Origin of the sequence: uncultured Escherichia sp., assembly GCF_948475835.1 — a bacterium.
Taxonomy (GTDB): domain Bacteria; phylum Pseudomonadota; class Gammaproteobacteria; order Enterobacterales; family Enterobacteriaceae; genus ECMA0423.
In genome coordinates this window covers 1-26,896 of the sequence record NZ_CAOLGM010000055.1, presented here as the reverse complement: position 1 = coordinate 26,896, position 26,896 = coordinate 1, and the positions used below count along the sequence as shown (strand labels likewise).

General features: G+C 50.4%; 22 protein-coding genes. 11 read left to right on the top strand and 11 right to left on the bottom strand.

Annotation, left to right across the window (positions count from 1 at the left end):
• The coding region (locus QZF50_RS12385) for an AI-2E family transporter (RefSeq protein ID WP_077126088.1) at positions 1 to 203 on the top strand (203 nt) is incomplete at its 5' end.
• A 24-nt stretch (positions 204 to 227) separates the two neighbouring features.
• Here QZF50_RS12385 and pntB read toward each other — a convergent pair.
• Both pntB and pntA read right to left on the bottom strand, forming a co-directional pair.
• Positions 228 to 1,616, bottom strand: coding sequence for a Re/Si-specific NAD(P)(+) transhydrogenase subunit beta (gene pntB / locus QZF50_RS12380; protein WP_000014036.1), 1,389 nt, complete (start codon positions 1,614 to 1,616; stop codon positions 228 to 230).
• A gap of 10 nt (positions 1,617 to 1,626) precedes the next feature.
• Positions 1,627 to 3,159 carry a Re/Si-specific NAD(P)(+) transhydrogenase subunit alpha gene (pntA, locus tag QZF50_RS12375; protein ID WP_001295398.1) on the bottom strand — a complete coding sequence of 511 codons (1,533 nt, stop codon included), beginning with the start codon at positions 3,157 to 3,159 and terminating at the stop codon, positions 1,627 to 1,629.
• Between the two features lie 523 nt (positions 3,160 to 3,682).
• Between pntA and ydgH the strand changes: the two genes are divergently transcribed.
• The 3 genes from ydgH (at position 3,683) to folM (ending at position 6,954) form a co-directional block, all read left to right on the top strand.
• The gene (gene ydgH / locus QZF50_RS12370) at positions 3,683 to 4,627 is read left to right on the top strand and encodes a DUF1471 family protein YdgH (protein WP_000769322.1); all 945 of its coding nucleotides are present in this window, start codon (positions 3,683 to 3,685) and stop codon (positions 4,625 to 4,627) included.
• A 185-nt stretch (positions 4,628 to 4,812) separates the two neighbouring features.
• Positions 4,813 to 6,195: an amino acid permease gene (locus tag QZF50_RS12365; protein WP_000412379.1), complete on the top strand. Its 1,383-nt coding sequence runs from the start codon at positions 4,813 to 4,815 to the stop codon at positions 6,193 to 6,195.
• Between the two features lie 36 nt (positions 6,196 to 6,231).
• On the top strand, positions 6,232 to 6,954 hold the full coding sequence (gene folM, locus QZF50_RS12360; RefSeq protein ID WP_000513673.1) for a dihydromonapterin reductase: 723 nt from the start codon (positions 6,232 to 6,234) through the stop codon (positions 6,952 to 6,954).
• Here folM and QZF50_RS12355 read toward each other — a convergent pair.
• Positions 6,951 to 7,286 (bottom strand): GlpM family protein, encoded by a 336-nt coding sequence (locus QZF50_RS12355; protein WP_000524868.1) that lies wholly within the window; start codon positions 7,284 to 7,286, stop codon positions 6,951 to 6,953. The genes folM and QZF50_RS12355 overlap by 4 nt on opposite strands.
• 128 nt (positions 7,287 to 7,414) lie before the next feature.
• On the opposite strand from QZF50_RS12355, the gene rstA reads away from it, so the two are divergent.
• The 3 genes from rstA to tus all read left to right on the top strand — a co-directional run bounded on the left by rstA (position 7,415) and on the right by tus (position 10,444).
• Positions 7,415 to 8,134, top strand: coding sequence for a two-component system response regulator RstA (rstA, locus tag QZF50_RS12350; RefSeq protein ID WP_001092519.1), 720 nt, complete (start codon positions 7,415 to 7,417; stop codon positions 8,132 to 8,134).
• 3 nt (positions 8,135 to 8,137) lie between these two features.
• Positions 8,138 to 9,439 carry a two-component system sensor histidine kinase RstB gene (gene rstB, locus QZF50_RS12345; protein ID WP_000732487.1) on the top strand — a complete coding sequence of 434 codons (1,302 nt, stop codon included), beginning with the start codon at positions 8,138 to 8,140 and terminating at the stop codon, positions 9,437 to 9,439.
• A gap of 75 nt (positions 9,440 to 9,514) precedes the next feature.
• Complete coding sequence (gene tus / locus QZF50_RS12340) at positions 9,515 to 10,444, top strand: DNA replication terminus site-binding protein (protein WP_001295399.1); 930 nt, start codon at positions 9,515 to 9,517, stop codon at positions 10,442 to 10,444.
• Here the strand turns inward: tus and fumC are convergent.
• Positions 10,441 to 11,844, bottom strand: coding sequence for a class II fumarate hydratase (gene fumC, locus QZF50_RS12335; RefSeq protein ID WP_001099102.1), 1,404 nt, complete (start codon positions 11,842 to 11,844; stop codon positions 10,441 to 10,443). The genes tus and fumC overlap by 4 nt on opposite strands.
• 142 nt (positions 11,845 to 11,986) lie before the next feature.
• Complete coding sequence (fumB, locus tag QZF50_RS12330; protein WP_000066628.1) at positions 11,987 to 13,633, bottom strand: class I fumarate hydratase; 1,647 nt, start codon at positions 13,631 to 13,633, stop codon at positions 11,987 to 11,989.
• Between the two features lie 198 nt (positions 13,634 to 13,831).
• On the opposite strand from fumB, the gene manA reads away from it, so the two are divergent.
• A complete protein-coding gene (gene manA / locus QZF50_RS12325; protein ID WP_001170701.1) occupies positions 13,832 to 15,007 on the top strand; it encodes a mannose-6-phosphate isomerase in 1,176 nt (391 codons plus the stop codon).
• Between the two features lie 100 nt (positions 15,008 to 15,107).
• Positions 15,108 to 16,616: a YdgA family protein gene (locus QZF50_RS12320; protein ID WP_001043342.1), complete on the top strand. Its 1,509-nt coding sequence runs from the start codon at positions 15,108 to 15,110 to the stop codon at positions 16,614 to 16,616.
• Positions 16,617 to 16,660: 44 nt separating this feature from the next.
• On the opposite strand, the gene uidC is transcribed toward QZF50_RS12320, so the two are convergent.
• The 6 genes from uidC to malI form a co-directional block, all read right to left on the bottom strand.
• A complete protein-coding gene (uidC, locus tag QZF50_RS12315; protein WP_001227031.1) occupies positions 16,661 to 17,926 on the bottom strand; it encodes a glucuronide uptake porin UidC in 1,266 nt (421 codons plus the stop codon).
• A gap of 38 nt (positions 17,927 to 17,964) precedes the next feature.
• Positions 17,965 to 19,338, bottom strand: coding sequence for a glucuronide transporter (uidB, locus tag QZF50_RS12310; protein ID WP_001075893.1), 1,374 nt, complete (start codon positions 19,336 to 19,338; stop codon positions 17,965 to 17,967).
• Positions 19,335 to 21,146: a beta-glucuronidase gene (gene uidA, locus QZF50_RS12305; protein WP_000945878.1), complete on the bottom strand. Its 1,812-nt coding sequence runs from the start codon at positions 21,144 to 21,146 to the stop codon at positions 19,335 to 19,337. Before uidA ends, uidB begins: the two co-directional genes overlap by 4 nt.
• A 388-nt stretch (positions 21,147 to 21,534) precedes the next feature.
• Positions 21,535 to 22,125: a DNA-binding transcriptional regulator UidR gene (gene uidR / locus QZF50_RS12300; protein WP_000969095.1), complete on the bottom strand. Its 591-nt coding sequence runs from the start codon at positions 22,123 to 22,125 to the stop codon at positions 21,535 to 21,537.
• Positions 22,126 to 22,353: 228 nt separating this feature from the next.
• Positions 22,354 to 23,121: a 7-alpha-hydroxysteroid dehydrogenase gene (hdhA, locus tag QZF50_RS12295; RefSeq protein WP_000483362.1), complete on the bottom strand. Its 768-nt coding sequence runs from the start codon at positions 23,119 to 23,121 to the stop codon at positions 22,354 to 22,356.
• 111 nt (positions 23,122 to 23,232) lie between these two features.
• Positions 23,233 to 24,261 carry a mal regulon transcriptional regulator MalI gene (gene malI / locus QZF50_RS12290; RefSeq protein WP_000179510.1) on the bottom strand — a complete coding sequence of 343 codons (1,029 nt, stop codon included), beginning with the start codon at positions 24,259 to 24,261 and terminating at the stop codon, positions 23,233 to 23,235.
• A 174-nt stretch (positions 24,262 to 24,435) separates the two neighbouring features.
• Between malI and malX the strand changes: the two genes are divergently transcribed.
• Positions 24,436 to 26,028, top strand: coding sequence for a PTS maltose transporter subunit IICB (gene malX, locus QZF50_RS12285; RefSeq protein WP_000125593.1), 1,593 nt, complete (start codon positions 24,436 to 24,438; stop codon positions 26,026 to 26,028).
• A gap of 9 nt (positions 26,029 to 26,037) precedes the next feature.
• Positions 26,038 to 26,896 (top strand): bifunctional maltose regulon transcriptional repressor/cystathionine beta-lyase MalY (gene malY / locus QZF50_RS12280; protein WP_290388883.1); only part of this gene is annotated, 859 nt, incomplete at its 3' end.

Sequence of the window (26,896 nt, the reverse complement as noted above, 5' to 3'; positions counted from 1 at the left end):
TTCTGGAGCCGCGCATCATGGGACGTGGGCTGGGGCTTTCCACATTGGTGGTATTTTTGTCGTTGATTTTTTGGGGATGGTTGTTAGGACCGGTGGGTATGCTGCTTTCCGTGCCGTTAACAATTATTGTCAAAATTGCGCTTGAACAAACAGCGGGAGGTCAAAGCATCGCCGTTCTGTTAAGCGATCTCAATAAAGAGTGACGGCCTCCGCAGAGGCCGTCAGGGTTACAGAGCTTTCAGGATTGCATCCACGCTGGCTTTGGCGTCACCAAACAGCATGTGGGTGTTTTCCTTGAAGAACAGCGGGTTTTGCACACCAGCATAGCCAGTGTTCATCGAACGTTTAAAGACAATCACGTTCTGCGCTTTCCACACTTCCAGCACAGGCATACCAGCAATAGGACTCTTCGGATCATCCTGCGCCGCCGGGTTAACCGTATCGTTAGCACCAATCACCAGTACGGTATCGGTATCAGCAAAGTCATCGTTGATCTCGTCCATTTCCAGCACGATGTCATACGGTACTTTTGCTTCAGCCAGCAATACGTTCATATGTCCAGGCAAACGCCCCGCAACCGGGTGGATACCGAAACGCACGTTGATACCACGAGCGCGCAGTTTCTCGGTAATTTCAGCGACAGGATATTGCGCCTGCGCGACTGCCATGCCGTACCCCGGAGTAATGATCACTGAATGGGAGTTTTTCAGCAGTTCCGCTGTCTCTTCTGCGGTGATTTCGCGGTGCTCGCCCACTTCCTGATCATCGCCAGTAGAAGAGCCGTCGGTGCCGAAACCACCCGCAATAACGCTGATAAAGGAACGGTTCATCGCCTTACACATAATGTAAGAAAGGATAGCGCCCGAAGAACCGACCAGCGCACCGGTCACAATCAGCAGGTCGTTGCTGAGCATAAAGCCCGCAGCCGCAGCCGCCCAGCCGGAGTACGAGTTCAGCATCGACACCACCACTGGCATATCTGCACCACCGATGGAGGCGACTAAATGCCAGCCGAATACCAGCGCAATGGCGGTCATTATCAGCAATGCCAGCACTTGCAGGCCGACGCTATCCGTGCGAACAAATACAATCAGCAGCAGGAAGGAAACGACCAGAGCCGCCAGGTTCATTTTGTGACGGTTTGGCAGCATCAACGGTTTAGACGAAATCTTGCCACACAGTTTGCCAAACGCCACCACCGAACCCGTGAACGTTACCGCCCCGATGAAGATACCGAGGAACACTTCCGTCAGGTGAATATTGACCAGAATCGGTGCCATTCCCGCGTCATGATGCAGATAACTGTTAAAGCCAACCAGCACTGCCGCCAGACCCACGAAGCTATGCAGGATCGCCACCAGTTCTGGCATTTCGGTCATTTCAACTTTCTTCGCCAGACGGATACCAATTGCCCCACCAATGACCATCGCCAGCAAGATCCAGCCAACATTACCCGTATCCGGTCCAAAAATGGTTGCGATTAACGCAATCGCCATCCCGGCGATACCGAAGTTGTTACCCTGGCGAGACGTTTCATGTTTCGAAAGACCGGCCAGACTGAAGATAAACAGGATCGCGGCAACAATGTATGCAGCTGTAACTAATCCTCCAGACATATGTTACCCCTTAATTTTTGCGGAACATTTTCAGCATGCGCTGAGTCACGGTGAAGCCACCGAAAATATTAATGCTGGCTATAAGCACCGCGATAAAACTAAGGAAGCTAACCCAGCCGCCCTGGCCAATCTGCAACAGTGCTCCGACAACAATAATCCCTGAAATCGCGTTGGTGACCGACATCAACGGTGTATGCAGCGCATGCGATACATTCCACACCACGTAATAACCGACAACGCAGGCCAGCGCGAAAACGGTGAAGTGCCCAAGAAACTCTTTCGGCGCAACGCTTGCCAGCCAACCGAAAAGGATGATTGCCAGCGCCATCAATGCGTATTTACGCCACGGTGAGCAGGCACATTTTTCCTCAGTTTTCACTTCCGGTGCCGCTTTTTGTGCCGCCTGCGGCTGAGCTGATACCTGAATCGGCGGTGCCGGCCAGGTAATTTCGCCCGCACGGATCACGGTCACGCCGCGAATCACCACATCATCAAAATCAACAGTGATATTGCCGTCTTTCTCTTTGCACAACAGTTTCAGCAGATTAACGAGGTTAGTACCGTAAAGCTGTGAGGATTGCGTAGGCAGACGGCCCGGAAGATCGGTATAACCAATCACTTTGACACCATTTTCCGTAGTGAAGATTTCACCCGGCACGGTGTATTCACAGTTGCCACCGTTTTGGGCTGCCAGGTCGACAATCACACTGCCCGCCTTCATGGAGTCAACCATTTCACGGGTAATTAGCTTCGGCGCTGGTTTGCCTGGAATAAGCGCGGTGGTGACAATGATATCGACCTCTTTTGCCTGGGCGGCAAAGAGTTCCATTTCCGCTTTGATGAACGCGTCCGACATCACTTTGGCATAGCCATCGCCGCTGCCCGCTTCCTCTTTAAAATCCAGCTCGAGGAATTCCGCGCCCATACTTTGAACTTGTTCTTTCACTTCCGGGCGGGTGTCGAATGCACGCACAATCGCGCCGAGACTGTTTGCTGCGCCAATGGCGGCCAGACCTGCAACACCCGCACCAATCACCATCACTTTTGCCGGTGGCACTTTCCCGGCCGCAGTAATTTGCCCGGTAAAGAAGCGCCCAAATTCATGTGCCGCTTCAACAATGGCGCGATAACCGGCGATGTTCGCCATCGAGCTTAGTGCGTCCAGCGATTGTGCGCGTGAGATACGCGGCACAGAGTCCATCGCCATCACGGTCACGTTACGTTCCGCAAGTTTTTGCATTAATTCCGGATTCTGCGCAGGCCAGATAAAACTCACCAGCGTTGTCCCAGGATTCAGTAACGCAATTTCATCATCTAACGGCGCATTGACCTTCAGAATGATCTCTGACTGCCAGACGCTATTCCCTTCTACAATTTCAGCGCCCGCTTGCACAAACGCTTTATCGTCAAAACTTGCCAGTTGACCCGCGCCGCTCTCTACCGCGACGGTAAAACCCAGTTTCAGCAGCTGTTCCACTGTTTTTGGCGTTGCTGCAACACGGGTTTCATTGGTTAACCGTTCTCTTGGTATGCCAATTCGCATGATATTCCCTTCCATCGGTTTTATTGATGATGGTTTGCCTGTGTCAGGAGCCACACAAGCCGCTCATGTACGAGCTAAATGTTACTCCGTTAAAATAAATTAGTAACAAACGCCCTATAACGTACTGAAAATTATGCCTGTGATCTAGCGCCAAAAATCAGTATTTCGGCGTGAACTCGCAAAATATTAACGATTCAGCCGTGATAGTGGGATAAACACCTTAGAACGCCGGATAAAGACTGATAATTGTCTTCGACGGTCGGGTAAAACGAGACATCGCCCCGGCACGAATCACTACTTAACATTAAATTAACTTATACAATTCAGTTGCTTCAGTAGTAATGATGCTGATACGGCTGTTTTTTAAGCATAGACGGTCATTTGAGCAGGATTAAAATTGGCTTAAGGAATGTGATATGAAAAATGACGCAGACAGTTACACCGTTTAAATGCAATAATCAGCCACGTTTCTCGTTAATAACAATACCAGTACCTGGTTTGCGCAAGGCGAAGGATTATTTTTATGAAGCTTAAGAACACCCTCCTGGCGTCGGCACTGCTTTCTGCTACGGCATTCTCCGTTAACGCAGCAACAGAACTGACACCGGAGCAAGCGGCAGCGGTTAAACCTTTTGACCGTGTAGTGGTTACCGGTCGTTTTAATGCTATTGGCGAAGCGGTGAAAGCCGTTTCTCGTCGCGCAGATAAAGAAGGTGCCGCCTCTTTTTATGTTGTCGACACTTCTGATTTTGGTAACAGCGGTAACTGGCGTGTGGTCGCTGACCTCTATAAAGCCGATGCTGAAAAAGCAGAAGAAACAAGTAATCGCGTAATTAACGGTGTTGTCGAACTGCCGAAAGATCAGGCTGTTCTGATTGAACCGTTTGACACGGTCACCGTCCAGGGCTTCTATCGTAGCCAGCCAGAAGTCAATGATGCCATCACCAAAGCAGCAAAAGCGAAAGGTGCCTACTCTTTCTACATTGTTCGTCAAATCGATGCCAACCAGGGCGGCAACCAGCGTATTACTGCATTCATCTATAAAAAAGATGCTAAGAAACGTATCGTCCAGAGCCCGGATGTGATCCCGGCAGATTCCGAAGCAGGACGTGCAGCTCTGGCTGCCGGTGGCGAAGCCGCGAAGAAAGTTGAGATCCCAGGTGTTGCGACTACCGCATCACCAAGTTCTGAAGTCGGTCGTTTCTTTGAAACCCAGTCATCAAAAGGCGGACGTTACACTGTCACGCTTCCTGACGGCACTAAAGTCGAAGAACTGAACAAAGCGACAGCAGCGATGATGGTCCCGTTCGACAGCATCAAATTCTCTGGCAACTACGGCAACATGACCGAAGTCTCCTATCAGGTTGCGAAACGTGCCGCGAAGAAAGGTGCTAAGTATTACCACATCACCCGCCAGTGGCAGGAACGTGGTAATAACCTGACCGTCAGCGCAGATCTGTATAAATAACTATTCAGTTACTCCTATAAGGCGGCTTGATGCCGCCTTTCGCATTTTTAGTCACAAATTTCCCCGCGACCATTGCATGCAGACACATCTCTTCGTAAAATCCCGCGCTTCAGTGGCAAACTCCATTTTTATGCGTTTTGCCCTAATATTTATTCTTCTTATCACGTTTTAATCACTGGATATCGATGGAAAAGAAACTGGGACTGAGCGCACTCACCGCGCTGGTATTAAGCTCAATGCTGGGCGCGGGTGTTTTCAGTCTGCCGCAAAATATGGCGGCAGTTGCCAGCCCGGCAGCACTGCTCATCGGCTGGGGTATTACTGGCGCTGGCATTTTATTGCTGGCCTTTGCCATGCTGATCCTCACGCGCATTCGTCCCGAACTTGACGGCGGTATCTTTACCTATGCCCGCGAAGGGTTTGGCGAGCTAATCGGCTTTTGTTCCGCATGGGGATACTGGCTGTGCGCAGTCATCGCCAACGTCTCCTATCTGGTGATCGTTTTTTCCGCGTTAAGCTTTTTTACGGACACGCCGGAATTGCGCCTGTTCGGCGATGGTAATACCTGGCAATCGATAGTCGGTGCATCGGCTTTATTGTGGATTGTTCACTTTTTGATCCTGCGCGGGGTGCAAACCGCTGCCAGCATTAACCTGGTGGCGACACTGGCAAAATTGTTGCCGCTGGGTCTGTTTGTTGTGCTGGCGATGATGATGTTCAAACTGGATACCTTCAAGCTCGACTTCACCGGACTTGCACTTGGCGTACCCGTGTGGGAACAGGTGAAAAACACCATGCTGATCACCCTGTGGGTTTTCATTGGTGTGGAAGGTGCCGTGGTTGTTTCTGCGCGTGCGCGTAATAAACGTGATGTTGGCAAAGCGACACTGCTGGCGGTTCTCTCCGCTCTGGGCGTTTACTTGCTGGTAACGCTGCTTTCGCTGGGCGTGGTGGCACGTCCTGAACTGGCTGAAATTCGTAACCCGTCAATGGCCGGTCTGATGGTGGAAATGATGGGACCATGGGGCGAAATCATCATCGCTGCCGGTTTGATCGTTTCCGTTTGCGGCGCGTACTTAAGCTGGACCATCATGGCGGCAGAAGTTCCGTTCCTGGCTGCCACTCATAAAGCATTCCCACGCATTTTTGCGCGCCAGAACGCACAAGCTGCGCCATCCGCCTCGCTGTGGTTGACCAACATCTGCGTGCAAATTTGTCTGGTACTCATCTGGCTGACCGGTTCCGATTACAACACGTTGCTGACCATCGCCTCAGAAATGATTCTGGTGCCCTATTTCCTGGTCGGCGCGTTCTTGCTGAAAATCGCAACCCGTCCACTGCATAAAGCGGTAGGTGTCGGTGCCTGCATTTATGGCTTATGGTTATTGTATGCCTCTGGTCCAATGCACTTGCTGTTATCCGTTGTTCTGTATGCGCCGGGGCTGCTGGTTTTCCTGTATGCGCGCAAAACGCATACACATGATAATGTACTGAACCGTCAGGAAATGGTGCTGATTGGCATGCTGTTAATTGCCTCAGTTCCGGCGACCTGGATGCTGGTGGGATAACGTTCATCCCATCGTTGGATAGCAAAGGAGATAACGATGGGTAAAGCCCAGCCCTTGCCAATATTAATTACTGGCGGAGGTCGTCGCATCGGCCTCGCCCTCGCCTGGCATTTCATTAATCAAAAGCAACCGGTGATTGTCAGCTATCGGACGCACTATCCAGCCATTGATGGACTGATTAAGGCAGGTGCGCAGTGTATTCAGGCTGATTTTTCGACCAACGACGGTGTGATGGCGTTTGCCGATGAAGTACTAAAAAGCACCCATGGTCTGCGTGCTATTTTGCATAACGCCAGTGCGTGGATGGCGGAAAAACCAGGTACACCACTGGCCGACGTACTGGCTTGCATGATGCAGATCCACGTTAATACCCCATACCTGCTCAACCATGCGCTGGAAAGATTACTGCGTGGGCACGGACACGCCGCCAGCGATATCATTCACTTTACCGATTATGTGGTGGAGCGCGGTAGCGACAAACATGTTGCGTATGCTGCAAGCAAAGCGGCACTGGATAATATGACCCGCTCGTTTGCCCGCAAGCTGGCACCGGAAGTGAAAGTGAATTCTATTGCGCCATCGCTGATCCTGTTTAATGAACATGATGATGCCGAATATCGACAACAGGCGCTGAATAAATCACTGATGAAAACCGCGCCTGGCGAGAAAGAAGTGATCGACCTGGTCGATTACTTACTTACCAGCTGCTTTGTCACCGGACGCAGTTTCCCACTTGATGGCGGTCGTCATCTGCGTTAATGCAGCTTTATCCAGCATATAATCAACACCCATGCGCTTATCCCCCAACACGCAACAGAACCAACAAAAGCGGCGGGCAAGCGCATCATTCCGGTGAAATACCACAGCGACACCAGGTAAACAAAATAGGGAATAATCGACCACATACTAAAAATGATGGTTGCGCGTAAGGCTTCAATGCCGCGTTCGCTGGCAACAATATAATGCGCGATAAGCGCAAAGGTCGGGAAAAGTGGAATCAGCCCGGCGATATAATAATTTTTCGTTTTTGCTAAAACACCAATCAACAGCACTACCAGCGCACCGAGCGCGGCTTTGATTACCAGCCCCATCTTTTTACCTTAACACTTCCATAACAAGTCATCAGTAGAATACCTGATGAAAACTTGTTTAGAAACGATTGATAGTAAGTAAAAACAGCGCGGTGTATTGTGACGTTTTTATATCTACCGTGAATGTTATGAACACTATCGTATTTGTGGAAGATGATGCGGAAGTCGGTTCACTGATTGCCGCGTACCTGGCAAAACATGATATGCAGGTTACCGTAGAACCGCGCGGCGACCAGGCCGAAGAAACCATTTTGCGAGAAAGTCCGGATTTGGTGTTACTCGACATCATGCTACCAGGCAAGGACGGCATGACCATTTGTCGTGATTTACGCGCAAAGTGGTCTGGACCGATTGTTCTTCTAACCTCTCTCGATAGCGATATGAACCACATCCTGGCACTGGAAATGGGTGCCTGCGACTATATTCTCAAAACGACGCCCCCTGCTGTTTTGCTAGCGCGTTTACGTTTGCATTTGCGTCAGAATGAGCAAGCCACACTGACCAAAGGTCTTCAGGAAACGTCTCTGACTCCCTACAAAGCCCTGCATTTCGGCACGTTGACCATCGATCCCATCAACCGCGTAGTCACCCTGGCTAACACTGAAATCTCGCTCTCGACAGCTGATTTCGAATTATTGTGGGAATTAGCTACCCATGCCGGGCAAATCATGGACCGCGATGCATTGCTGAAAAATTTACGCGGCGTCAGTTATGACGGACTGGATCGTAGCGTGGACGTGGCTATTTCGCGGTTAAGAAAAAAACTGCTCGATAACGCCGCAGAACCTTATCGCATTAAAACTGTGCGTAACAAAGGCTATCTTTTTGCGCCTCATGCATGGGAATAAGCGATGAAAAAACTGTTTATCCAGTTTTACCTGTTATTGTTTGTCTGCTTCCTTGTGATGTCTCTGCTGGTTGGGCTGGTGTACAAATTTACCGCCGAACGCGCGGGCAAACAGTCGCTGGATGATTTGATGAACAGTTCGCTGTATCTGATGCGCAGCGAATTGCGTGAGATCCCCCCACACGACTGGGGTAAGACGCTGAAAGAGATGGATTTAAATCTCTCTTTCGATCTGCGTGTCGAGCCACTGAGTAAATACCATCTTGATGATATTTCCATGCACCGACTGCGTGGCGGCGAAATTGTCGCCCTGGACGATCAGTACACGTTTTTGCAGCGTATCCCGCGCAGCCACTACGTGCTGGCAGTTGGTCCTGTTCCTTATCTTTATTATCTCCATCAGATGCGATTGCTGGATATCGCCCTGATCGCTTTTATTGCTATTTCCCTCGCCTTTCCGGTGTTTATCTGGATGCGTCCGCACTGGCAGGATATGTTAAAACTGGAAGCAGCGGCGCAACGATTTGGCGATGGGCATCTCAATGAGCGTATCCACTTTGATGAGGGTTCGAGCTTTGAACGACTTGGTATCGCATTTAACCAGATGGCGGACAATATCAACGCCTTGATTGCCAGCAAAAAACAGCTTATTGACGGTATCGCTCACGAACTGCGAACACCGTTAGTGCGCCTGCGTTATCGACTGGAGATGAGCGATAACCTGAGCGCCGCCGAATCCCAGGCGTTGAATCGTGATATCAGTCAACTTGAAGCTTTAATTGAAGAGCTGCTGACTTATGCCCGACTCGATCGCCCACAAAACGAGCTTCATCTTAGCGAACCAGACCTGCCGTTGTGGCTGTCAACGCATCTGGCAGACATTCAGGCAGTAACGCCCGATAAAACGGTACGGATTAAAACGCTCGCGCAAGGCCATTATGCGGCGTTGGATATGCGCTTAATGGAGCGCGTGCTGGATAATTTGCTCAATAACGCCCTGCGGTACTGCCATTCAACGGTTGAAACCAGCCTGCTACTGTCGGGGAATAGAGCGACATTAATTGTTGAGGATGATGGCCCAGGGATTGCCCCAGAAAACCGCGAACATATCTTTGAACCTTTTGTTCGCCTCGATCCCAGCCGGGATCGCTCAACCGGCGGCTGCGGGCTGGGGCTGGCAATTGTCCACTCTATAGCACTGGCAATGGGCGGTACGGTTAATTGTGACACCAGCGAACTGGGTGGTGCTCGCTTCTCGTTTAGCTGGCCGTTATGGCATAACATCCCGCAATTTACCTCTGCCTGACACTACGCGCACGATGGTCAAGTCACCACGACTGTGCTATAAAATAAGTATGTTGTAACTAAAGTGGTTAATATTATGGCGCGTTACGATCTCGTAGACCGACTCAACACTACCTTTCGCCAGATGGAACAAGAGCTGGCTGCATTTGCCGCTCATCTTGAGCAACACAAGCTATTGGTTGCCCGCGTGTTCTCTTTGCCGGAGGTAAAAAAAGAGGATGAGCATAATCCGCTTAATCGTATTGAGGTAAAACAACATCTCGGCAACGACGCGCAGTCGCTGGCGTTGCGTCATTTCCGCCATTTATTTATTCAACAACAGTCCGAAAATCGCAGCAGCAAGGCCGCTGTCCGTCTGCCTGGCGTGTTGTGTTACCAGGTCGATAACCTTTCGCAAGCAGCGTTGGTCAGTCATATTCAGCACATCAATAAACTCAAGACCACGTTCGAGCATATCGTCACGGTTGAATCAGAACTCCCCACCGCGGCACGTTTTGAATGGGTGCATCGTCATTTGCCGGGGCTGATCACCCTTAATGCTTACCGCACGCTCACCGTTCTGCACGACCCCGCCACTTTACGCTTTGGTTGGGCTAATAAACATATCATTAAGAATTTGCATCGTGATGAAGTCCTGGCACAGCTGGAAAAAAGCCTGAAATCACCACGCAGTGTCGCACCGTGGACGCGCGAGGAGTGGCAAAGAAAACTGGAGCGAGAGTATCAGGATATCGCTGCCCTGCCACAGAACGCGAAGTTAAAAATCAAACGTCCGGTGAAGGTGCAGCCGATTGCCCGCGTCTGGTACAAAGGAGATCAAAAACAAGTCCAACACGCCTGCCCTACACCACTGATTGCACTGATTAATCGGGATAATGGCGCGGGCGTGCCGGACGTTGGTGAGTTGTTAAATTACGATGCCGACAATGTGCAGCACCGTTATAAACCACAGGCGCAGCCGCTTCGTTTGATCATTCCACGGCTGCACCTGTATGTTGCAGATTAACGCCCGGCTTTCATACTGCCGACCATCTGTTCTGGCCGTACCCAGCTGTCAAACTCGGCTTCGCTAAGATACCCCAGCGCAAGGGCCGCAGCTTTTAAGGTCAGCCCTTCTTTATGCGCTTTTTTGGCGATCTCCGCGGCTTTGTCATAACCAATGTGGGTGTTAAGCGCAGTCACCAGCATCAGCGATTCATTGAGTAATTGATTGATTCGCTCACGATTCGGTTCAATACCCACTGCGCAGTGTTTGTTAAAACTTTCCATGCCATCTGCCAGCAAGCGCACCGATTGCAGGAAATTGTGGATCACCATTGGACGGAAGACGTTCAGTTCAAAGTTACCGGAAGCGCCCCCCATGTTGATCGCCACGTCGTTCCCCATCACCTGACAGCAGAGCATGGTTAATGCCTCACACTGTGTTGGATTCACTTTCCCCGGCATGATTGAGCTGCCCGGCTCATTTTCCGGGATTGAGATTTCACCAATTCCGCAGCGCGGGCCAGAGGCCAGCCAGCGGACATCATTGGCGATTTTCATCAGTGACGCAGCCAACCCTTTCAACGCGCCGTGCGCCTGAACCAGGGCATCACAGGTCGCAAGCGCTTCAAATTTGTTCGGCGCGGTAACAAACGGTGCACAGGTAATGACTGCCAGTTCATCTGCTACGCGACGCGCATACTCCGGATGGGTATTTAGTCCAGTACCCACCGCTGTACCGCCAAGAGCCAGTTCCGCTACGTGAGGCAGGCTGTATTCGATATGTTTGAGATTATGCTCGAGCATCGCTACCCAGCCGGAAATCTCCTGCCCTAGTGTTAGCGGCGTGGCGTCCTGCAAGTGGGTTCGACCGATTTTGACGATATCGGCAAATGCACGGGATTTTTCACTCAGCGTCTGTGTCAGGGTTTTAAGCTGCGGAATGAGTTGCTTGCGCAGCGCCAGCAGCGCCGCAACGTGCATCGCCGTCGGAAAGACATCGTTGGAACTTTGGCTTTTGTTCACGTCGTCGTTAGGGTGAACTTTACGTTCCATCCCGCGCACGCCGCCGAGTAATTCACTGGCCCGGTTAGCCAGCACTTCGTTCATGTTCATGTTACTTTGCGTGCCGGAGCCGGTCTGCCAGATAGCCAGCGGGAATTCGTCGTCATGCTGTCCTGCCAGTACTTCATCCGCCGCCTGCCGAATGGCGCTCGCTTTCTCTTCAGACAACAAGCCTAAATCTTCATTAACTTTTGCCGCTGCGCGCTTGGTTAGCGCCAGCGCATGAATCAGTGAGGTGGGCATTTTCTCCGTCGAAATGCGGAAATGCTCCAGCGAGCGTTGAGTTTGTGCGCCCCACAGCTTATCTGCCGGGACATCAATCGCCCCCATCGAATCTTTTTCGCTGCGTACTGTATTCATGGCCTGCTCCTCACCTGTTTAATTTTTTCTTTCTGTTTTGCTTTCGTTAAGCAACTTTTAGCTCGCTTATTATTTACTATTTGATAACAAATGTTTGGTCTTTCGTGCCATGTAAAAAAACCGCCCCGAAGGGCGGCTCTGTTTATTTCACACAGCGAGTGCACTGTGTGAGTTGTATCTGCTGGAAGAAGTCATTTCCTTTATCATCCACAAGGATAAACGCCGGGAAATCTTCCACTTCAATTTTCCAGATGGCTTCCATTCCCAGTTCCGGATATTCAACACATTCCAGGCTCTTAATACTTCCCTGCGCCAATACAGCGGCCGGACCACCGATACTGCCAAGGTAGAAGCCGCCGTGTTTTTTACAGGCATCCGTCACCTGCTGGCTGCGGTTGCCTTTCGCCAGCATGATCATACTTCCGCCCTGCGCTTGCAGTTGATCGACATAAGAATCCATCCGTCCGGCGGTCGTTGGGCCAAGAGAACCGGAGGCATAACCTTCCGGCGTTTTGGCCGGACCCGCGTAGTAAATCGGATGATCTTTAATGTACTGCGGCAGCCCTTCACCGTTATCCATCCGCTCTTTCAGTTTGGCGTGAGCAATATCACGACCGACGATAATCGTGCCGTTAAGCGATAAGCGTGTAGAAACGGGATACTGCGACAACTGTGCGAGGATCTCTTTCATCGGACGGTTAAGGTCAACGCGCACCGCTTCGCCTTCTCCCGCTTTACGCAGCTCTTCAGGGATATATTTACCTGGATTATGTTCCAGTTTTTCGATCCAGATCCCCTGACGGTTGATCTTCGCTTTGATATTACGGTCAGCAGAGCAGGAAACACCCATACCAACCGGACAGGATGCGCCGTGACGTGGCAGGCGAATCACGCGTATGTCGTGAGCGAAGTATTTACCACCAAACTGCGCACCCAGACCGAGATTTTGCGCTTCGATCAGCAATTCTTTTTCCAGTTCCACATCGCGGAATGCCTGACCGTGCTCATTCCCTTCCGTTGGCAGTTCGTCATAGTATTTAGCGGAAGCCAGTTTCACTGTTTTAAGGTTAGTTTCTGCAGAAGTTCCACCAATTACGAACGCAATATGATACGGAGGACAGGCCGCCGTACCCAGCGTGCGCATCTTCTCAACCAGGTAATTTTTCAGTTTCCCCGGCGTTAGTAACGCTTTGGTTTCCTGATAGAGATACGTCTTGTTTGCCGAACCACCACCTTTGGCGATACAGAGGAATTTGTACTCGTCGCCATCAACGGCATAAAGATCGATCTGCGCTGGCAGATTGGTGCCGGTATTCACCTCTTTATACATATCCAGCGGCGCGTTTTGCGAGTAGCGCAAATTATCTTCGATATAAGTGTTATAGACACCGCGCGCCAGCGCCGCTTCATCACAGCCACCGGTCCATACACGCTGCCCTTTTTTACCAACAATAATCGCAGTGCCGGTATCCTGACAGGTTGGCAGAACACCTTTCGCCGCGATGTCGGAGTTGCGCAGGAATTGCAGCGCCACATATTTATCATTTTCGCTGGCTTCCGGGTCACGCAGAATGTCGGCCACCTGTTGTTGGTGAGCCGGACGCAGCATAAATGACGCATCATGAAATGCCTGACGCGCCAACAGAGTTAACGCTTCGGGTGCGACTTTCAAAATCTCCTGCCCTTCAAATTCAGATACGCTAACGTGTTCGCTGGTTAGCAGGTAATACTCAGTATCATCTTTTTTGAGTGGAAAAGGAGCCTGATAATGAAAGGGTTTGTTTGACATTGTTCTCTCACTTACTGCCTGGTTTGGTTATGCTCTGGGCGGGTGTTCCGTTGCCCTGTTAAAAGCGAGTAACAATATCCTACACACTTTTTTAACAAAAACTGAGACTAGTACGACTTTTTGCGGCTCCAGGTTACTTCCCGTAGGATTCTTGCTTTAATAGCGGGATTAATTTCCACATTAAAACAGGGATTGATCATGCAAAAACTCATTAACTCAGTGCAAAACTATGCCTGGGGCAGCAAAACGGCGTTGACTGAACTTTATGGTATGGAAAATCCGTCCAGCCAGCCGATGGCCGAGCTGTGGATGGGCGCACATCCGAAAAGCAGTTCACGGGTGCAGAATGCCGCCGGAGATATCGTTTCACTGCGTGATGTGATTGAGAGTAATAAATCGACTCTGCTCGGAGAGGCCGTTGCCAAACGCTTTGGCGAACTGCCTTTCCTGTTCAAAGTATTATGCGCAGCACAGCCGCTCTCCATTCAGGTTCATCCAAACAAACGCAATTCTGAAATCGGTTTTGCCAAAGAAAATGCCGCAGGTATCCCGATGGATGCCGCCGAGCGTAACTATAAAGATCCTAACCACAAGCCGGAGCTGGTTTTTGCGCTGACGCCTTTCCTTGCGATGAACGCGTTTCGTGAGTTTTCCGAGATTGTCTCCCTACTCCAGCCAGTCGCAGGTGCACATCCGGCAATTGCTCACTTTTTACAACAGCCTAATGCCGAACGTTTAAGCGAACTGTTCGCCAGCCTGTTGAATATGCAGGGTGAAGAAAAATCCCGCGCGCTGGCGATTTTAAAATCGGCGCTAGACAGTCAGCAGGGTGAACCGTGGCAAACGATTCGTTTAATTTCTGAATTTTACCCGGAAGACAGCGGCCTGTTCTCCCCGCTGTTACTGAATGTGGTGAAATTGAATCCTGGCGAAGCGATGTTCCTGTTCGCTGAAACACCGCACGCTTACCTGCAAGGCGTGGCGCTGGAAGTGATGGCGAACTCCGATAACGTGCTGCGTGCGGGTCTGACGCCTAAGTACATTGATATTCCGGAACTGGTTGCCAATGTGAAATTCGAAGCCAAACCGGCTAACCAGTTGTTGACCCAGCCGGTGAAACAAGGTGCAGAACTGGACTTCCCGATTCCAGTGGATGATTTTGCCTTCTCGCTGCATGACCTTAGTGATAAAGAAACCACCATTAGCCAGCAGAGTGCCGCCATTTTGTTCTGCGTCGAAGGCGATGCAACGTTGTGGAAAGGTTCTCAGCAGTTACAGCTTAAACCGGGTGAATCAGCGTTTATTGCCGCCAACGAATCACCGGTGACTGTCAAAGGCCACGGCCGTTTAGCGCGTGTTTACAACAAGCTGTAAGAGCTTACTGAAAAAATTAACATCTCTTGCTAAGCTTATTAAAGGCTTATAACACCTTCAGGCGGCCAGTCCGCCTGATTTCATTTTATGGATAATCATTATGAATAAATCGCTGGTAGCGGTAGGCGTCATTGTTGCGCTAGGCGTAGTCTGGACAGGCGGCGCATGGTATACAGGCAAGAAGATTGAAACCCATCTCGAAGACATGGTCGCGCAGGCGAACGCGCAACTCAAACTGACCGCTCCTGAATCCAACCTGGAAGTGAGTTATCAAAACTATCATCGCGGCGTATTCAGCAGCCAGTTGCAACTGTTGGTGAAACCCATTGCCGGGAAAGAAAATCCGTGGATTAAAAGCGGTCAGAGCGTCATCTTCAACGAATCGGTTGATCATGGTCCCTTCCCGCTTGCCCAGCTTAAAAAACTGAACCTGATCCCGTCGATGGCATCAATTCAAACCACGCTGGTTAATAACGAAGTAAGCAAACCACTGTTTGATATGGCAAAAGGTGAAACGCCTTTTGAGATTAACTCGCGCATTGGTTACAGCGGTGATTCCAGTTCCGATATTTCGCTCAAGCCACTGAATTACGAGCAAAAGGATGAAAAAGTCGCCTTTAGCGGCGGCGAGTTCCAGTTAAATGCTGACAGAGACGGCAAAGCCATCTCCCTTTCCGGGGAGGCGCAAAGTGGTCGGATAGACGCAGTTAACGAATACAACCAGAAAGTGCAGTTGACCTTTAATAATCTGAAAACCGACGGTTCCAGCACGCTGGCAAGTTTTGGTGAGCGCGTAGGAAACCAAAAACTGTCACTGGAAAAAATGACCATTTCAGTGGAAGGCAAAGAACTGGCACTGCTGGAAGGCATGGAGATCAGCGGTAAATCGGATCTGGTCAATGACGGTAAAACGATCAATAGCCAACTGGATTACTCGCTAAACAGCCTGAAGGTACAGAATCAGGATCTGGGCAGCGGCAAGCTGACTTTAAAAGTCGGCCAGATTGATGGTGAAGCCTGGCATCAGTTTAGCCAGCAATATAACGCGCAAACTCAGGCGCTGCTGGCACAGCCAGAAATTGCCAACAATCCCGAACTTTATCAGGAGAAAGTGACGGAAGCCTTCTTTAGCGCCCTGCCGCTGATGTTGAAAGGCGATCCGGTGATTACTATCGCGCCGCTAAGCTGGAAAAACAGTCAGGGTGAAAGTGCGCTGAATCTGTCGCTGTTCCTGAAAGATCCGGCAACGACTAAAGAAGCGCCGCAAACGCTGGCGCAGGAAGTAGATCGTTCGGTTAAATCTCTGGATGCGAAACTGACCATTCCGGTGGATATGGCAACTGAGTTTATGACTCAGGTAGCGAAGCTGGAAGGTTATCAGGAAGATCAAGCGAAAAAACTGGCGAAACAGCAAGTTGAAGGTGCATCAGCAATGGGGCAGATGTTCCGTCTGACCACCTTGCAGGACAATACCATCACCACCAGCCTGCAATATACTAACGGTCAGATAACGTTAAACGGGCAGAAAATGCCACTGGAAGATTTCGTTGGTATGTTTGCAATGCCGGCATTAAATGTTCCGGTCGTACCCGCTATTCCGCAGCAGTAATTCACAGACAAAACGCCGGAGATTTTTCTCTCCGGCGTTATTTTTTACTTCAGCATAAAGTCATACTGAATACTCATTTTCACATCCCAGTAATTCAGGCGATCGCCCAGCGTACTGCCATCGCGCTTTTCCCGCCCTTTATCGGCAGCAAGAAAGAAATTCATCCCTTGTAACGGCCCTTCGCTGACCCGATAGTTCATACCACCTAAGATACCCGCGCCTTCAATCCGCACATCTCGTTTACTGGATTCATAGCCGCGAGTCACAATCGGTGCAAATGTCAGTGTAAATTGCGGCGTTAAACGATAGTTGACGCCCAATTGCCAGGACTGCATTCCTTCACGGTTACGATCAAGACTTAATGAAAAGGGATAGCCAATGTCGGTATCCACCACGGCACCATTCATTGCATGGCGCAAATAACCACCACTGCCAAATACGCTTCCCCACGGCGCATTCCAGGTCACTTGTCCACTAACCAACGCCGTTTCATTGGGCTGGCTGGTATTACGACTTAAACCTTCGAGCTGCGCGTAAAAGCCGAGCAACTCCCCTTTCAACGTATAATTCGGGTCGAGCGGTATGCTTTTCTCGAGAATACTTTGTATCTGATTGGAAACATCTTTCTGTACCGATGCCCCCAGAGAATAGCGACTGGTATCATCATGCCAACTGGCGGCTAAAAAAGAACGTGCGCGATGTTTATCGTATTTTCCCGTCTGGCTGTTATACACCCCTTCATCACGAATACCGGTTGTTGAATCAGTCCATAAAAATACTCGTGAACGCCACATTCCCCACAGATCAATATTTGGTGTTAAAGCCCAATAACCTAATGCTCCTTCAGAAACTGTCGGTAATGTACGTTGCGAACTGCCAGCCATTAACGGAATACGATAAGGTAAGCTACCATAACTATAATCCGTCCCGAAGCGACCTAATTTAAGCAGGCTATTTTCACTGGGTTTTATTTTTACTGCCCCCAGGGCAAAGCCAAAACTTTTATCACCATCAAGATACCACCGGGTACTCATATCAGCACGAGCACCTAATTTATAAACATAATATGCCCCGCCTTCAACGCCAATAATATTGGAATAATAACCACTATTGAAATCGAGCAATCCTCCCTGTACCCATGCGTAAATATCTCTTCCCGCGCCAGCACTGGGCTTATCCGCCCTGCGCAATTCGTTTTTCAGTCTGATGCGTAGTCCCGCTTCATCGTCAGCCAGTTGCGCCGCATAAGCAGAGGTAAGGCCAGAGGCAGCCGTCAGGCAAATAACGGCCATGGCCACTATTTTTCTCATAGTTGCACCTTTGATGTTCTGATTATTTTTATTGAATATTAATTAGTGATATCGCTGATTAATTGCTGCTGCACTTTTTTACGATTATCAATTTCAACCACGATTTCTTTGAATTTTTTATCCGTGAGCGGATAAAACCAGATAATAACGAATGCCAGTAGCATAAATCCGCAAGGTACTAAGGCAATTGATGTGCGGATGCCCATAATAACTTCCGGCGTTTGCACCTGATTGGCGATATATCCGCTTAATCCCAAAATAAAGGCAGGAATTGAACCTCCGATTGCCTGACCGCATTTACGGGTAAATGAGAATAGTGAATAGGTGAGCCCTTCAATTCGCACGCCGGTCAGGTATTCACCGTATTCTACGGTATCAGCTTCCAGTGCCCACATCACAGTCATAGTAACGCCCTGACCAATTGAAGCGATGGCCAACGCAACCAACGCCACCGGCAGTGACCAGACGGAAACCCAGAAGAATAGCAGATAACCGCAGGTTCCCAGCAAAGCGCCAATCAGGAAGGTATTCTTTTTACCGATCCTCGCGACCATCCCCGGCACCAGCGGTGCCGATGCCACAGTACCAACCAGGTTTTGCACCAGTACCAGCACAGTGAACAGCCCGGTATCATTTAACACATAGCGCACGTAGAACAACGACGAGGCGCTGACCGCGAAGGTCGAAATCAGCACACACAGCGCACCGATGCACAACATAAACAGCGGGCGATTCCGTTTCAGGGTTTGCAGACTGATCTTCAATGACGGCTGCGCCACGATACGTACCACATTCTCACGCGTCGATTTGAAGCAGATGAAGTAAAGCACCATTCCGGCAATCGCCAGCACAATCGTCCAGAAATGGTATACCGACACCATCTCTTCCGGGCTGGAGTTCTTAATGCTCGGTCCTATCAGAAATGCCAGGCAGACAAAGGTTAATGAAGCGGCAATCCCGCGAGCCGCGCCCAGACGGGCGCGGGATTGTGGTTGTTGGGTCATCGCGGTAGCAAGTGAACCATAAGGAATATTCACCAGGCTGTAGCAAAGCCCGAGGCCCATGTAGGTCAAATATGCATACACTACTTTGCTGCTATGGCTCCAGTCGGTCGGTACCCAGAATACCAGCACGCTGAAGATCATTAACGGCGCAGTACCGAAGAGTAAAAACGGGCGGAATTTTCCCCAGCGGGTATTCACACTGTCCACCACTCGTCCGGCAAAGACGTCGGCGAAGGCATCGAATACCCGCACCAGTAACAGCATGGTGCCCGCCGCAGCGGCACCGACGCCAGCGACGTCGGTGTAGTAACTCAATAGGAAGAGCGCCCCCATTGCGAAGGCGAAGTTATTGGCGACGTCACCGAGGCTGTAGCCGACGATGGTGCGCCAGGAGAGTTGTTGATTCATTGTTTGCCTCCCTGCTGCGGTTTTTCACCGAAGTTCATGCCAGTCCAGCGTTTTTGCAGCAGAAAAGCCGCCGACTTCGGTTTGCGGTCGCGAGTGAAGATCCCTTTCTTGTTACCGCCAACGCGCAATATGCCTTGCGAGGTCGCAAAATCGGCGAAATTCCATACCTGTTCACCGACGACGGCGCTGACGCGATCAAAGACGCGGTGATACATATCCAGCCATGCACACTGATACTCTTCACTCCACATGTCGGTGTACATTGAGTGCAGCCCGGCTAACGTATCCACGCCGTATTCGGTGATGATAATCGGCTGATGCAGTTTCTCCTGCCAGGCCAGAAGTTCTTTTTCCAGTACCTTCTCTGCCGTTTCCAAATCGCCGCTTTGGACATACCATCCGTAATAACGGTTCAGGCACAGCACATCAAAGAGATCGCTGATGGTATCGGTGTGAGCGTCGCAGAACATTACATTGACGCAGGTGATCGGACGCGTCGGGTCGAGTTTACGCGTTGCTTCCGCCAGTGGCGCGAAATATTCCCGTGCACCTTGCGGACGGGTATCCGGTTCGTTGGCAATACTCCACATCACCACGCTTGGGTGGTTTTTGTCACGCGCTATCAGCTCTTTAATCGCCTGTAAGTGCGCTTGCTGAGTTTCCCCGTTGACTGCCTCTTCGCTGTACAGTTCTTTCGGCTTGTTGCCCGCTTCGAAACCAATGCCTAAAGAGAGGTTAAAGCCGACAGCAGCAGTTTCATCAATCACCACGATGCCATGTTCATCTGCCCAGTCGAGCATCTCTTCAGCGTAAGGGTAATGCGAGGTACGGTAGGAGTTGGCCCCAATCCAGTCCATTAATGCGTGGTCGTGCACCATCAGCACGTTATCGAATCCTTTGCCACGCAAGTCCGCATCTTCATGACGACCAAAGCCAGTAAAGTAGAACGGTTTGTGGTTAATCAGGAACTGTTCGCCCTTCACTGCCACTGACCGGATGCCGACGCGAAGCGGGTAGATATCACACTCTGTCTGGCTTTTGGCTGTGACGCACAGTTCATAGAGATAACCTTCACCCGGTTGCCAGAGGTGCGGATTCACCACTTGCAAAGTCCCGCTAGTGCCTTGTCCAGTTGCAACCACCTGTTGATCCGCATCACGCAGTTCAACGCTGACATCACCATTGGCCACCACCTGCCAGTCAACAGACGCGTGGTTACAGTCTTGCGCGACATGCGTCACCACGGTGATATCGTCCACCCAGGTGTTCGGCGTGGTGTAGAGCATTACGCTGCGATGGATCCCGGCATAGTTAAAGAAATCATGGAAGTAAGACTGCTTTTTCTTGCCGTTTTCGTCGGTAATCACCATTCCCGGCGGGATAGTCTGCCAGTTCAGTTCGTTGTTCACACAAACGGTGATACGTACACTTTTCCCGGCAATAACATACGGCGTGACATCGGCTTCAAATGGCGTATAGCCGCCCTGATGCTCCATCACTTCCTGATTATTGACCCACACTTTGCCGTAATGAGTGACCGCATCGAAACGCAGCACGATACGCTGGCCTGCCCAACCTTTCGGTATAAAGACTTCGCGCTGATACCAGACGTTGCCCGCATAATTACGAATATCTGCATCGGCGAACTGATCGTTAAAACTGCCTGGCACAGCAATTGCCCGGCTTTCTTGTAACGCGCTTTCCCACCAACGCTGATCAATTCCACAGTTTTCGCGATCCAGACTGAATGCCCACAGGCCGTCGAGTTTTTTGATTTCACGGGTTGGGGTTTCTACAGGACGTAACATAAGGGACTCCTCATTAAGATAAAAATACTGGTCAACCTTTAATCTGATTAGTTAACCAATTCTGTGTTGCACACAGTTATCTGTGAGAAACCCATGGAAGAGAAATGGAAATAAAAAGAACTGACACCGCGATCAAAAAACCAAAAACTGCAATACCCACAGCGTGATATTGATCGCATTAATCTTTAAAACGGCGTTGACAGAAGCCATAAAATAAGCAACCGAACGTTCGTTCGAGTATATTGGGAACGATAAACTCTCATGACATATGGCTACGGTGAATATTTTTGGGGGGGAATTCTCCGATCCCGGCTAGATTGTATTTTGTACAGGGAAATTAAAGTATGAAACGCGGGCACAGTTATCACCAGCCCGCGAAATGAGAGGATCAGGATGCGGTTAAGATACCGCCAATCATCGCGCGTAATCCCTGAGCAAACGACGCTTCACGCGCCAGATCTTCCGCTTCGATATCGGCCAGTACACCGTAGGTCAGATCCAGCAGTAAACGTGAAGTCATTGACGTGTTGATGTCTGGGCTTATCTCGCCTTTTTGCTGGGCATCACGCATCCGCTGGGCAACAAATTCAGTGATCGTCATATGCTTATTTTTAAGCATGGCGGCGACCTGTGGGTTACGCATCCCTTCCGCCATAATTTCGACCACCAGCGCCCGTTGCCCAAAGGCTTCATGGGTGAGAGAGACAATAGACTCGACCATATAGTCAACAAAATGAATCCCTTCAATCGGTTCCCGGAAACGGGCCAGCGCCCTCTCCTGGTCCTGTAAGATAATCGCCTGAATCAAGGCTTCTTTGGAGATGAAATGGTGATAGAGCGTCCCGGGACTAATGGCGCAGGATTTACAGATGGCTTTCATCGAGGCACTGTGAAATCCATTTTCTGAAAAAATCTCTCTGGCAGCATTGAGGATCCGGGTCCGTGTCGGTTGTGCTTCAGTCTGCATGTTATCCATCATTAAACCATTATAGTTAGCGTGAATAACTAGTTTACCGCGTTGTCAGGTGAGCGCCTATCATTGCTGTTGAATAGTGCGAAGGCACACTCTATTCGTATGCTTTTCATCCAGCTATTGGTTAACCAATAGCCGTGATTTGGCTGCCAGTTGTTTAGCAGAGACGTTGATGAATTGCACACGCTATCCCGGTAAACAACACATACGGCTGTTTACCGGTTCGTTAGTGTATTAATTGAGCTCCTGTACCCCACCACCGGAGACGGTGAGAATTTGTCCGCTTACCCAGCTGGCTGCAGGCGAGCAAAGGAACAGCGCCGCGTTAGCAATATCTTGCGGTTGGCCCAGACGTCTGATCGGCGTGTGCTGTAACATTTTTTGTTCAATTTCTGGTGTAATAACGGATTTCAGGGCATCGGTTAATATTGCCCCCGGCGCAATGCCATTCACCCGAATATTTTTTTCACCCAGGTCAAATGCCATATTTCTGACCAGATGACTGGCCGCAGCTTTAGATGATGCATAGGAAGTCATGTTTATATTTTTATTTTCTGCCGCCATAGAAGTGATGGTCAGAATAACGCCACCGCCATTTTTTTCCATTTCTGGCGCAACAAGTTGTGACAGATGGAAAAAAGAAAACACATTCAGTTCATAAGCACGGCGAAAATCTGCCATTGGCATATCAAACGGTTTAGGACCACCGCCACCGGCGTTGTTAACCAGGATATCAACTTTACCCAGCTTACTGACGGCAAAGTCTGCCAGTGCAGAGAGTTCCTGTTCGGAAGTAATATCACAACGGCAGGCAAATGCCTGACCACCCAGTTGTTGAATTTCGTCTACAACATGGTTAGCTGCGTCGGCGTTAATATCACTGACCACCACAGATGCGCCAGCTGTCGCGAATGTAATGGCGATTTCTTTACCAATACCTGCACCCGCACCTGTGATGATGGCGCATTTTCCGTCGAGTCTCAGGTTGTCAGAATTAAACACATAAACCTCCTGTGAACTTCAGTAAAAATAAAAGGCACCGCCTGTGTGCCACATTTTTTATCATTAACCTTGAGGAAAGGACACTACCAGGTATAGCAGATAAAGAGAGGATTATTTCGCCGCAATGAGCCGGGCGGGAATAATAAGATTGCGTGAATGCGTCTCTTCATGGGTGATTTTTTGCATCATGCGATCCGCAAGTGTGATACCAAGTTCCCGCGCTGGCGTGCTGGCCCAGGTAACAGGTATATCATCAAGTGTGGTTGGTGTCGCATCGGTAAATGCCGCCAGCGAAACCTGTTGCTCAAAGTAACGATCGACTCCGCTTTCCCCGCTTTGCCGCCCTGCTTTGAGCAAACCAAACCATGCCCCCATCGCAATAGTTTCGTTATAGCAAACCACGGCACTGATGGTCGGGTTATGACGTAAAAGCGCCGTGATAGCTTCCGCGGCTTGCTTCTGGCTGGAAGTGCACTCCAACACCCAATCGCTATGAAACGGCAGGCCAAATTTTAGTAGAGTTGCACAATAGCCCCCCACCCGTTCTGCACGGGTTAATGAGGAACTTTGCCCTCCCAGCCAGGCGATCCGCTGATGCCCATTGCGAATGAGATGCTCCGTCAACAACTGTGCAGCCTGCATGTTGTCCGGGCGAACCGTATCAACATCATCAAGATAACTGGCACGGGAAGCGAAAATCACCGGGATAGCTTTTTCTTCTGCCATCCGTCGCAGGTCATCGCTGCTTCCTGCAGCCCCGGCAATTACCACACCATCCACACCCTGATTCAGTAACAGTGAAAACCGCTGTGCCAGCTGCTCGCCGTCTTTACCGCCGTGAAGCAAAAAAACCATCCGTCCCTGCGCTTCCAGAGCTTCCGTCAATCCGGCCGTCAATTCGGCGTAAAACGGCGCAGATAAATCACGGACGATCAAACCAATGACGCCGCTTTGCCCGCCGCGCAGCGCCGACGCCTGGCGATTGCGCACAAATCCCAGCTCTTCAATGGCGGCGTTAACGCGTTCTCCTGTGGCGGTAGAGATTCGCCCTTTGCCACTAAGCACCAGCGAAACGGTACTTACCGACACGCCCGCAGCCAGCGCAACATCATGAATGGTTATTTTTTTGGCGGTAGCCATGCAGATGACCTACTCCCTGATTATGTGACAGATAAAACGTTTTACCTTTTATTTATCTTATACCCGCTATTATCGTTGCGTAATGTGATTTATGCCTCACTAAAATTTGATAAAACGTTTTATCTTCTCGCGCAATTTACTGAATCCAGATTGTTCTCTACGAGGAGTCGTTTTATGACGGCGAAAACAGCACCGAAAGTCACGCTGTGGGAGTTCTTCCAGCAGTTAGGCAAAACCTTCATGTTACCCGTGGCATTATTGTCGTTCTGCGGCATTATGCTCGGCATTGGTAGTTCTCTTAGCAGCCATGATGTCATAACCCTGATCCCGGTCCTGGGCAACCCCGTGTTGCAGGCTATCTTTACCTGGATGAGTAAGATTGGCTCGTTTGCTTTTAGTTTCCTGCCTGTCATGTTCTGTATCGCCATCCCGCTGGGCCTGGCACGCGAAAATAAAGGCGTAGCGGCATTCGCTGGCTTCGTCGGTTATGCGGTAATGAACCTCGCGGTAAACTTCTGGTTGACCAATAAAGGCATTCTGCCAACCACGGATGCCGCGGTTCTGAAAGCCAATAACATCCAGAGCATTCTTGGGATCCAGTCGATCGATACCGGGATCCTCGGTGCGGTGATCGCCGGTATTATCGTCTGGATGCTGCATGAGCGTTTCCATAATATCCGCCTGCCGGATGCGCTGGCATTCTTCGGCGGTACGCGCTTCGTACCAATTATCTCCTCGCTGGTGATGGGCCTTATCGGCCTGGTGATTCCATTAGTCTGGCCGATTTTCGCCATGGGTATTAGCGGCTTGGGCCATATGATAAACAGCGCGGGTGATTTCGGACCGATGCTGTTTGGTACCGGTGAACGTCTGCTGTTGCCGTTTGGTCTGCATCACATTCTGGTGGCATTAATTCGCTTTACCGACGCAGGCGGCACGCAGGAAGTCTGCGGTCAAACCGTCAGCGGCGCACTGACCATCTTCCAGGCGCAATTGAGTTGCCCGACCACTCACGGTTTTTCTGAAAGCGCCACGCGTTTCCTTTCGCAAGGTAAAATGCCTGCGTTTCTCGGCGGTCTGCCAGGTGCAGCGTTAGCTATGTATCACTGCGCGCGCCCGGAAAATCGCCATAAAATTAAAGGTCTGCTGATTTCTGGCCTGATCGCCTGTGTCGTTGGCGGCACGACCGAACCGCTGGAATTCCTGTTCCTGTTCGTGGCGCCAGTTCTGTATGTCATCCACGCGCTGTTAACCGGCCTCGGCTTCACTGTCATGTCTGTGCTCGGCGTCACCATCGGTAATACCGACGGCAATATCATCGACTTCGTGGTGTTCGGTATTTTGCATGGTCTGTCAACCAAGTGGTACATGGTGCCAGTGGTGGCGGCAATCTGGTTTGTCGTTTACTACGTCATCTTCCGTTTCGCTATCACCCGCTTCAATCTGAAAACCCCGGGGCGCGATAGCGAAGTTGCCAGCTCAATCGAAAAAGCCGTTGCCGGTGCGCCGGGTAAATCAGGTTACAACGTTCCTGCAATCCTCGAAGCATTAGGCGGTGCCGACAATATTGTCAGCCTCGATAACTGCATTACCCGTCTGCGTTTGTCTGTGAAAGATATGTCGCTTGTTAATGTGCAGGCACTGAAGGACAATCGGGCAATTGGCGTAGTACAACTTAATCAACATAACCTGCAGGTTGTTATCGGGCCACAAGTTCAGTCAGTAAAAGATGAAATGGCCGGTCTGATGCATACTGTCCGGGCATAAGGATAAGATATGTTCGATTTTTCAAAGGTCGTGGATCGTCATGGCACATGGTGTACACAGTGGGATTATGTCGCTGACCGTTTCGGCACTGCTGACCTGTTACCGTTCACGATTTCAGACATGGATTTTGCCACTGCCCCCTGCATTATCGAGGCGCTGAATCAGCGCCTGATGCACGGCGTATTTGGCTACAGCCGCTGGAAAAACGATGAGTTTCTCGCGGCTATTGCCCACTGGTTTTCCACCCAGCATTACACCGCAATTGATACGCAGACGGTGGTGTATGGCCCTTCTGTCATCTATATGGTTTCAGAACTGATTCGTCAGTGGTCTGAAACAGGTGAAGGCGTGGTGATCCACACGCCCGCCTATGACGCATTTTACAAGGCCATTGAAGGTAACCAGCGCACAGTAATGCCCGTTGCTTTAGAGAAGCAGGCTGACGACTGGTTTTGCGATATGGGCAAGCTGGAAGCCGTGTTGGCGAAACCAGAATGTAAAATTATGCTCCTGTGTAGCCCACAGAATCCTACCGGGAAAGTGTGGACGTGCGATGAGCTGGAGATCATGGCTGACCTGTGCGAGCGTCATGGTGTGCGGGTTATTTCCGATGAAATCCATATGGATATGGTCTGGGGCGAGCAGCCGCATATTCCCTGGAGTAATGTGGCGCGGGGAGACTGGGCGTTGCTGACGTCGGGCTCGAAAAGTTTCAATATTCCCGCGCTGACCGGTGCTTACGGGATTATAGAAAATAGCAGCAGCCGTGATGCCTATTTATCGGCACTGAAAGGACGTGATGGGCTTTCTTCCCCTTCGGTACTGGCGTTAACTGCCCATATCGCCGCCTATCAGCAAGGTGCACCGT